This window comes from Nonomuraea ceibae (genome assembly GCF_019396325.1).
GTDB lineage: Bacteria > Actinomycetota > Actinomycetes > Streptosporangiales > Streptosporangiaceae > Nonomuraea > Nonomuraea ceibae.
On record NZ_JAHKRO010000091.1, the window covers coordinates 26,679 to 36,187 of the forward strand.

Here is a 9,509-nt window from a genome sequence, read left to right on the forward strand (position 1 = left end):
TCAGCCGTACAGCCGCTCGATCACCTCGCGCTGGCGGGCGGCGAACCAGGCGCGGTCCGGGGCGCCGGTCAGCGCCCCGGGCCGCTCGACGTCGTGGCGGCCGTACTCCTCGGCCCACAGCCGCGACTTGACCCGGCTGGGCAGGTTGCCCATGCCGGGCCTGCGGCGCAGCCGGCGCAGCGCGGCCAGGTCCAGCTCGGCGGCGGCGACCAGCGACTCCCCCGCCCCGGCCCTGGCCAGCACCCGGCCCTCCGGGTCGACGATCTCCGAGCCGCCGTTGGTGGAGTCGCCGGGGATGGCGATCCCGCTCAGGCCGCCGCTGTTGGCGCAGACCACGTAGGCCAGGTTCTCCACGGCGCGGGCGCGGCGGGCGATCGCCTTGGGGGTGAGCTCCGGTGACGACGCCTCGGAGGTCGGGTTGCAGATGATCTCCGCGCCGCGCAGCGCCAGCGAGCGGGCCAGCTCGGGGTAGAGGATCTCCTCGGAGGCGACCACCGCGAGCACGCCGATCTCCGTCTCGGCGACCGGCAGCACCCCGTCGATCCCGTACACCTCCAGGTAGCGCTCCCAGACGTCGTACGGGCTCGGGGTGAACATCGAGTGCAGCCGCCGATAGCGCAGCACCGGCTCGCCCTCGGGGGAGAAGATCACCGACGCCTGGAAGTACAGCTCGGGGAAGTGCTCGTCGCTCTCGTAGGCGTTGACGCAGAGGAACACGCCGTGCCGCCGGGCGACGCCGGCCAGCGCCGCGTACTCGGGGCCGCCGGGGGCGAGCGCCGCCTTGTCCCGCCACTCGCCGAGGCTCTCCCGCAGCGGGAAGCCGGTCAGCGCGTATTCGGGCAGCACCACCAGCCGCAGGTCCGGCCCGATCCACGCCTTGGACGCGCCGACCTGCCGGTCGATCCGGGTGACGGCCGCGCCGATCGCGGCGCGCGGGTCGGCCGCGTCGTTGACCGCCCGCGTCTCCAGCTGGAGCGCCAGCGCGCGCAGCGCCGTCATCCGACCCTGCGCTCGTTGATCAGCGTGCGCCGGACGACCTCGCCGCCCTTGATCCACTGCCAGACGCGGCTGCGGGTGTCGCCGTCGTCGCTGAGCACGATCAGCTCGAACAGCCTCAGGTCCTCCCCCTCGGCCTTGAACTGCCACGACAGGTAGATGCTGCTCCCGTCGAGCTCCCAGAACTCGCCCTTGAGCCGGTCGGTGTCGAAGCCGCACCGGCCGCCGCCCAGGTAGGTCCCGGGGAACTCGTGCACCTCGGCGCGCCCGTCGTCCCAGGTGTAGCGGTTGGTCTGGTGGTAGACGGCGTCGTCCACGATGGCGCAGGTGAGCTGGGCGCGGTGCCGGTCGACGACCGTGCCGTCGGCGTCGACGTGCACGTACGTGCCGTCCCACTCGCCCTCGTGCCGCGCCAGCAGCGGCATCTCGGCGCGCAGTCCCATCTCTCACTCCTCGCTCGGGTGCCACCAGGGGTCGGCGGCGTGGGATCGGTTGACCAGGAAGGCCCTGCGGCGCAGGAAGCGGCCGATGGAGGCGGCGCCCATGCGTGAGCCGCCGAGGCCGGAGAGGCGGAAGGAGTGCTTCTCGCCCTCGTGCACGAGCGCGGTCAGAGCGGCGTCGTTGACGCTGATCGCGCCCGCCCTGATCCGGGCGGCGACGGCCAGCGCGCGCTCCTCCGAGCCGGCGAAGACGGCCGCCGACAGGCCGTAGACCGAGTCGTTGGCCAGCGCCACCGCGTGGTCGGCGTCGTCGGCCGCCATGACGGGCAGCACCGGCCCGAACGTCTCCTCGGTCATGACGAGCATCGAGTGGTCGACGCGCGACAGCACGGCGGGCCGGAACCAGTGGCCGCCGCCGTGGCGCTCGGCCGTGCCGCCGGTGTGCACGACGGCGCCCTTGGCCACCGCGTCGGCCAGATGGGCGGCGATCACGTCCTCCCGGCCGGGCCCGATGATCGGCCCGATCGGCCCGCCCTCGCAGGTCAGCCCCACCTTGGCGGCCTTGCCGGCCAGCAGGTCCAGGAACTCGTCGTGCACCGGCCGCTCGACGTAGACGCGCTCGATCGACTGGCAGGACTGCCCGGCGTTGGCCGTGCCGCCCCACAGCACGGCCGAGGCCGCCCGGTCCAGGTCGGCGCCGGCCAGCACGATCGCCGGGTCCTTGCCGCCCAGTTCCAGGAAGGCGGGCACGAACGCGCGGGCGGCGGCCTCGGCCACCAGCCGCCCGGTCGGCACGCTGCCGGTGAACACGACGGCGTCGGCCAGCCCCACCAGCGCGGCGCCCGTCTCGCCGTCGCCCTCGACGACGCGCAGCGGCAGCTCGTCAGGCACCAGCCGCATCAGCGGCTCGATGAAGCGCGGCGTCACCTCGCTCGGCTTGACCAGCACCGGGCACCCGGCGGCCAGCGCCGGCACCGCGTCGATGAGGCCGAGCAGCAGCGGGAAGTTCCACGGGCTGATCACCCCCACCAGGTCGTACGGGACCGCGTCGCCGCCGACGAAGACGCCGGGCAGCGAGGCGGGGAACTCGGCCGGGGGCTCCAGCAGCGCGGGCGCCGCCCGTACCCATCGGTCGACGAGACCGGCCACGATCTGCCGCTCCAGCACCGACTCGGCGACCCGCCCGGTGTCGGCCACCAGCGCCGCGAGCAGGTCGTCGTCGGCGGCGATCGCCTGCCCGAACCGGGTCAGGACGGGGCCGCGCCCGGCGGCCCGCCACGCGGGGGCGAGCGCGCGCAGCTCGGCCGCAGTGGCGGCGAGCCGGTCCGGCGGGACGGGCGCGAGCGGCCGGTCCGGCCGCCCGGTGAGCGGGTTCCTGATCACGACAGGGCCGTGCCCCGGACTGCGGCCATGCTGCGTGCTCCCTCGGACTGGAGGCGATCCGCCGCCATTGTGATCATGCCGGCGGCGGCGCGTCAACGGCTTCAGCCGCTCCAGCCCGGCACCGCGGTCCTGATGTTGAGTGCGTGCTCGACCAGGTGGATGAGCGCGCCCTTGACCGAGTCCTTGGAGCGGGCGTCCAGCCGGATCAGCGGGATGTGCGGGGCCAGCGTGAGCGCGTCGCGGACCTCGCTGTCGCTGTGCGGGTACTGCCCGTCCCAGCCGTTGACGCCGACGATGAAGGGGAGCTGGGCCTCCTCGAAGTAGTCGATGGCCGGGAAGCTGTCGGCCAGCCGCCGGGTGTCGACCAGCACGACCGCGCCGATGGCGCCGCGCACCAGGTCGTCCCACATGAACCAGAACCGGTGCTGCCCCGGCGTGCCGAACAGGTAGAGGATGAGGTCACGGTCGAGCGACACCCGGCCGAAGTCCATCGCCACGGTGGTGGTGGACTTCAGCGGCGTCATGCCGAGGTCGTCGATGCCCGCCGAGGCGTCGGTCATCACGGCCTCGGTGGTCAACGGCATGATCTCCGAAACGGCCCCCACGAACGTCGTCTTCCCCACGCCGAACCCACCGGCCACCACGATCTTCGTCGAAGTCAGACCCACGCCCGAACTAGAGCCTGCGTAGTCCACTGAGCACCCTCTCCAGCAAGTCGACATCCGGCTGACCGGCGTCCAGCGCGGGCTGGTGCACGCGCACCAGGCCCTCCGCCGCCATATCCGCGATCAGCACGCGAACCACTCCCAGCGGGATCCGCAGCAGGGCGGAGACCTCGGCCACCGAGCGCACCTGCCGGCAGAGCTGGGAGATCGCCTGGTATTCCGGCGTGATGTGCGAGAACTCCCGGTGCTCGGCCGTCGCCGACGACACCAGCGCCTCCATCGCCAGCTTGACCCGGGGGGCCGTGCGGCCCCCCGTCACCGCGTACGGCCGCACCGGCGAGGCCGGGTCGGCCTGCAGCCGCGGCTGGGACTCCGGCTCCCAGCCGCCGCTGTTCCATCGTGGATCCGTCACCACATCACCTGGTCTGGGACGCGCGCAGCTCCGCGCGCACCGCCGGCGTGAGCACCTGTCCGGCGCGCTCGACCATCAATGTCATCTGGTACGCCACCAGTCCCATGTCGCAGTCGGGAGCGGCCAGCACGGCCAGGCAGGACCCGTCCGAGATGGACATGATCAGCATGAGCCCCCGCTGCATCTCCACGATCGTCTGGTTGACCGCGCCGCCCTCGAACACCCGCGCCGCCCCCGCGGTGAGCGACACGAGCCCGGAGGCGATCGCGGCGAGCTGGTCGGCCCGGTCCGCCGGGAACCCCGACGAGGCCGCCAGCGGCAGCCCGTCGGACGACACCACCACCGCATGCGCGACACCGGGGACGGTGCTCACGAAATCGGTGATCAACCAGTCCACGCCACGGGCGGCATGGCTCAGCTCGTTCATGATTCCTCCTCGCGGCCTTCCCCGCCGTCCGCGGAGCGGGGCGGCGGGCCGAATCCGGGTCCGGCGTTCGCGCGGCCGCCGTTGATGTCGTCGCGGGCGGCGCGGAAGCCCTGCTGGAAACTGGACAGCCGGGAGCGCACCCGGTCCGGCGACACGGACGGCACCGGCGAGACGCCCGACGGGGCCGTCGCGGTCTCGGCCGAGCCGGGCACCAGGTTGGCCTTCGGCACCCGTTTCGGCAGCCCGGCGGCCGTCGCGCCGTCGCGCACGGGCTCGACCACGGCCTTGGCGGCCGACCAGCCCTCGTCCGCCTTGGACGAGCTCCAGCTCGCGCTGCCGCCCCGCTCGAACCAGGCCGACTCGACCGCCGCGTAGATCGGCAGGTACTCGTCACCGGCGGAGGCGGGCTTGCCGGCCGGGCTCTCCGGCTCGGGGAGGTCGTACCTGGGCCGTTCCGGCGGCAGCGGCGGGTCGGGACGCTCGGCCTGCGTCCAGTCGCCGAGCTGCGGGCCGGGCGTCGGCCGCCGGGGCAGCGGCGGCGAGCCCGACGAGCCGTTCCAGCCCCCGGAGCTGCCGGCGCCGGGCGGGCGCGGGGGCATCCACACGTCGGCGGAGTCGAAGCCGCCGCTGTTGCCGCTGTTGCCGCGCGGGTCGGCGGGCCAGCCGCTGCCGGTGAGGCCGCGCTGCTCGGGCGGCCAGGGCGGGGCGGGCCAGCCGGGGCCCTCGGGGTTGGACGGATAGGAAGGGTAGGACGGGTGGCCGGGGCCGAGCTGGTAGGGCATGGGCGCCGGCTGCGGCCCGGTGTAGGGCTCCTCCTGCGGGCCGCTGGACGCGCCGGCCAGCGCGGGCGACTGGGCGAGCAGCGACTCGGGCACCAGCACCATCGCGGTGAGCCCGCCCGCGCCGTGCGGCCTGAGCTGGACGCGGATGCCGTGCCGGTGGGCCAGCCTGGCGACCACGAACAGGCCCATCCGCCGCGACACCGACACGTCCATGCTGGGCGCGTCGGTCAGCCGGTCGTTGGCCTGGGCCAGCTCCTCCGGCGTCATGCCGATGCCGGAGTCGGTGATGGACAGCATGACGCCGCCGCCGTCGATCCTGCTCCCGGACAGCGAGACACGCGTCTCCCTGGGCGAGAACGACAGGGCGTTCTCCACCAGCTCGGCCAGCAGGTGGATGATGTCGTTGACGGCCTGCCCGGCGATCGAGATGCCGTCGGGGACCTGGAGCAGGACCCGCTCGTAGTTCTCGACCTCTGACAGGGAGGCGCGGGCCACGTCCACCAGCTTGACCGGCTGGCTCCACCGGCGCGGCGGGTCCTGGCCGGCCAGCACCAGCAGGTTCTCGCTGTTGCGGCGCATGCGAGTCGCCAGGTGGTCGAGCTTGAACAGGTTGCCGAGCCGCTGCTCGTCCTGCTCGCCCTGCTCCAGCCCGTCGATCAGGGTGATCTGCCGCTCCACCAGCGTCTGCGAACGCCGTGAAAGATTCACGAACATCGCGTTGACGTTCGAGCGCAGGCGGGACTCCTCCCCCGCCAGGCGGACCGCCTCGCGGTGCACCTCGTCGAACGCCCGCGCCACCTCGCCGATCTCGTCGTGCGTGGTGACGCCGATCGGCGCCACCGCCGGGACCGCGCCGTCGCCGCTCTCGCGCAGCGTCCGCACGGTCTCGGGCAGCCGCTTGCCCGCCACCTCCAGCGCCTCGCCCCGCAGCTTGCGCAGCGGCCTGATCAGCGAGCGGGCGATGAGCGAGATGATCGCGATCACCACGGCCAGCAGGATCAGGATGAGCACGCCGGAGATGAGCGCCGATCTGTTGGCCGCGTCCTCCAGCGCGCGGGCGCGCAGGATGACGGAGGCGGACATGCTCTTCTCCACGTTCCGCAACGCGTCGATCTTGCCGGTGCTCACGTCGAACCAGGTGGCCACGTCGCGGCTGCCTATGCTGAGCGGCTTGTTCTCCGCCGACTGGGCCATCGCCCGCAGCGTGAACAGGTCGGTCTGGTCGATGTCGCGGCCGACGACGGTGTTGCGGTAGAGCTCCAGCTGATCCTGCGTGGCCAGCGTGCCGAACAGGGTCACCTCGCTCTCCTCGCGCGCCTTGGCGGCGGTGAGCGAGTCGAGCTCGCCCGCGTCGAACGCCTTGTTGTCCAGGGCTCCGGCCAGGATGCCGCGCTGCTTGGACGATTGGGCCTTGGCCCGGGCGATCGCGGCCATCGCGCCGGCGCTGTGCGCGACCTGCTCGTCCACCGCCACCTGGCCGACCTGGTCGTGGAACTGCACGAGCGCGGCGATGATCTGGGTGTACTTCTCGATCATCGGCAGGGGCTGGATCTTGCCCTTGACCGCCGTCTCGCGCAGCGCGGAGATCTCCTCCAGGCGGCGCAGGACGGGTCGTACGGCGTCACCGTGCGAGTCGTTGATCGACTGGGCGCTCCGCTTGGCCTCCCCGATGAGGTCGTCGACTCCGGCGTAGGTGCCTCTGAGCTGTGGCTCCTTGGCCGGAGGTCGCCCCTGGGCGATGTAGAGCGCGGTCTCGTCCCTCTCGGAGGCGAGGTCGTGGCTGACGGCGCCGAGGCTCTCGCTGAACTCGGCGACCTCTCTGAGTGTCTGGTAGGTGTTGGCGTCGCTGAGCGAGGTGACCACGTTCAGGCCACCCAGCGCGACCGCCACCGCCGTCGGGACCACGATCAGCGCGACGAGGCGTGATCGGACATGCCAGTTGCCCAGGCCGAATCTGGCCGGCCGGGGCACCTTGCGCTTCTGATGGCCGTGCGGCTCGTGGTCAACGGAAGCACCAGCGCTCTGCGTACTCACTGCTTTCGCAACCTCTCGCCCCTGAGGGGGATCTCGATGACCGTGGGGGGCACTATGTGAAATCGAGATGAGGGCCTTTTGAGCATACGGCGACTACCACCACCAAACACTATGAATTCAGCATTGACTCATTCATTGGGTATTTGCCCCAACAAAAGATCGCTCGCCATCGCCACAGACAGCCCCGCCTGCCGCCCCTCCCTTCACTCACGGCACGGCTCTCACGAACCACACCAAATCAGGCAAAAGCACCTAGACTGGAAATTCATGGGGTCATTGACCACGATATAGCGCCAAACTGACCTTGCAACCACAGATGTTATTTTTGCGATGATGACGCCCCATGTGGTGCTACCGTCAGTGCTTGTTGTGCGTACGGCACACGTCCCGTGAGTAACAGCACCCCCCTACCCCTCCAGGCTCCACACCCCCCTCGTGAAAGGAGTCCCCGACATGAGGCTTGCCCGTTCCAGCAGAGTCGCCGTCATCGGGTTTGCCCTGGCGCTGGGAATCGCCGCCTGCACCGCCGAGCCGGAGTCCGCCGCTCCGAAGTCCTCCACCGCCGCCGACGCGGGCGGCCTGGAGAAGACGGAGCTCAAGGTCGCGGGCCTGCCGGCCATCGACACCGCGGCCATGTACGTGGCCATTGACCAGAAGCTCTTCGAGAAGGAAGGACTCAAGGTCACGCCGCAAATCGTGCAGGCGTCGCCCGAGGCCATTCCGATGTTGCTCAACGGCGAGATCGACGCCATGTTCGGCAATTACGTGTCGATGTTCCAGGCCCACGACCAAGGCGCGCTGAAGCTGCGCATCCTGGCCGAAGGCTCCCGCGCGGCCCCGGACTCCCTGAGCATCATGGCTTTGCCTGATTCGCCGATCAGGTCGCCGAAGGACCTCGAAGGCAAGACGATCAACGTGAACGTTCTGCACAATTTCCAGGAGCTCGCGCTCACGCAGGTCCTGAAGGCCAACAACATCGATCCGGCGAAGATCAAGTACGTTCAGGTGACGTTCCAGAACATCATGCCCGCCTGGCAGAAGGGCCAGCTCGACGCGGCCTATCTCGGCGAGCCGATGGTCACCGCCGCGACCTCGTCAATGGGCGCCAGAAAGATCCTGGATCCGGCCTCAGGACCCGCGGCCGAATTCCCCATTTCCGGCTATGTCAGTACTCAGGAATGGTACGACAAATATCCCAAGACAGCCGCGGCGTTCCAGCGCGCCCTCCACAACGCCGCCAAGCTCATGGAGAACAACCGTGAGGTGGTGGCCGACGTGCTGCCCAACTTCACCCAGATCGACAAGGCCACAGCCGCGACCGTGACGTTCCCCTTGTTCTCCAGCTCCGACAACCCGGTGCGGCTGCAGCGGGTCGCCGACTGGATGCACGAAGCCAAGTGGCTCACCAAGGAGATCGACGTCGCCTCGCTGATGTCCCCCACCACGTCAGGGTGAGCGCGCCCGCCCTCGTCCGCGACCGCCCGAACACGGCCACCGCACGGTGGACGCGCCGGGCGGCCGGGGCACTCGTCTTCGCCGCCCTGTTCGAAGCGCTCGGCCGGGCCGGGCTCGTCTCCGCCGCCTTCCTGCCGCCCGCCTCGGAGATCCTCCAGCGGGCCGGCGGGCTGCTCCTCGACCCCGCATTCCGCGCCCACGCCGCCACCAGCATGCTCGCCTGGGCGATCGGCCTCGGCATCGCCGCCCTCGTCGCCGTCCCGCTCGGCCTGCTGCTCGGGAGCGTCCCGGTGATCGACTCCGCCACCCGGGCCATCGTCGAGTTCATGCGGCCCATCCCGTCGGTGGCCCTCATCCCGCTGGTGGCCCTCGTCATCGGCACCGGCCTGCAGCTCCGCGTCACCCTGGTGATCTACGCGGCGCTGTGGCCCATCCTCTACAACACGATGTACGGCCTGCGCGGCGTCGACCCCGTCGCCAAGGAGACCCTCAGGTCGTACGGATTCGGCCCGCTGGCAGTGCTGTGGCGGGTCTCGCTGCCCTCGGCGGCGCCGTTCATCATGACGGGCTTCAGACTGGCCACCGGCGTCGCGCTCATCCTGACCGTGAGCACCGAGATCGTCGCCGGGCGGGGAGAGGGCGTCGGCGTGTTCATCTACTTCGCGGGCATCGCCGTACCGGCGCGCATGGACGACATCCTGGCGGGGGTCGTCTGGGTCGGGCTGTTCGGCGTCGTGGTCAACGCCCTCCTGGTGGCCGCCGAGCGCCGGCTCTTCCGCTGGCACCACGCCCGGAACGGAGGCCTCTCATGACCGCCCCACCGCCCCCGGCCCGCGGCCGCTTCCCCGACGCCGCCTCGCGCTGGACCAGCTCGTCACCCTCGCCCGCGCCCTGGACACCTCCCTCGACCAGCTC

General features: G+C 71.3%; 9 protein-coding genes. 2 read left to right on the forward strand and 7 right to left on the reverse strand.

The window, feature by feature from the left end; genetic code table 11:
• The 7 genes from KME80_RS37095 to KME80_RS37125 all read right to left on the reverse strand — a co-directional run bounded on the left by KME80_RS37095 (nt 1) and on the right by KME80_RS37125 (nt 7,076).
• The gene (locus KME80_RS37095; protein WP_219512108.1) at nt 1-999 is read right to left on the reverse strand and encodes a nitrilase-related carbon-nitrogen hydrolase; all 999 of its coding nucleotides are present in this window, start codon (nt 997-999) and stop codon (nt 1-3) included.
• Complete coding sequence (locus KME80_RS37100; protein WP_219512109.1) at nt 996-1,439, reverse strand: DUF3598 family protein; 444 nt, start codon at nt 1,437-1,439, stop codon at nt 996-998. Before KME80_RS37100 ends, KME80_RS37095 begins: the two co-directional genes overlap by 4 nt.
• Before the next feature lie 3 nt (nt 1,440-1,442).
• Entirely contained in the window at nt 1,443-2,819 is a 1,377-nt protein-coding gene (locus tag KME80_RS37105) for an aldehyde dehydrogenase family protein (RefSeq protein WP_219512117.1), read from the reverse strand.
• Nucleotides 2,820-2,920: 101 nt separating this feature from the next.
• A complete protein-coding gene (locus KME80_RS37110) occupies nt 2,921-3,481 on the reverse strand; it encodes a GTP-binding protein (protein ID WP_219512166.1) in 561 nt (186 codons plus the stop codon).
• Between the two features lie 13 nt (nt 3,482-3,494).
• Entirely contained in the window at nt 3,495-3,842 is a 348-nt protein-coding gene (locus KME80_RS37115) for a DUF742 domain-containing protein (RefSeq protein ID WP_049565051.1), read from the reverse strand.
• A gap of 58 nt (nt 3,843-3,900) precedes the next feature.
• Nucleotides 3,901-4,323 carry a roadblock/LC7 domain-containing protein gene (locus KME80_RS37120; RefSeq protein WP_219512126.1) on the reverse strand — a complete coding sequence of 141 codons (423 nt, stop codon included), beginning with the start codon at nt 4,321-4,323 and terminating at the stop codon, nt 3,901-3,903.
• Nucleotides 4,320-7,076, reverse strand: coding sequence for a sensor histidine kinase (locus KME80_RS37125; RefSeq protein ID WP_219512134.1), 2,757 nt, complete (start codon nt 7,074-7,076; stop codon nt 4,320-4,322). The genes KME80_RS37120 and KME80_RS37125 overlap by 4 nt, the downstream gene beginning before the upstream one ends.
• Nucleotides 7,077-7,592: 516 nt before the next feature.
• Here KME80_RS37125 and KME80_RS37130 point away from each other — a divergent pair.
• Both KME80_RS37130 and KME80_RS37135 read left to right on the forward strand, forming a co-directional pair.
• Complete coding sequence (locus KME80_RS37130) at nt 7,593-8,594, forward strand: ABC transporter substrate-binding protein (protein ID WP_219512136.1); 1,002 nt, start codon at nt 7,593-7,595, stop codon at nt 8,592-8,594.
• Nucleotides 8,591-9,406, forward strand: a complete 816-nt coding sequence (locus tag KME80_RS37135; protein ID WP_308126089.1) for an ABC transporter permease — start codon at nt 8,591-8,593, stop codon at nt 9,404-9,406. The genes KME80_RS37130 and KME80_RS37135 overlap by 4 nt, the downstream gene beginning before the upstream one ends.
• The last annotated feature ends 103 nt before the right edge of the window (nt 9,407-9,509 follow it).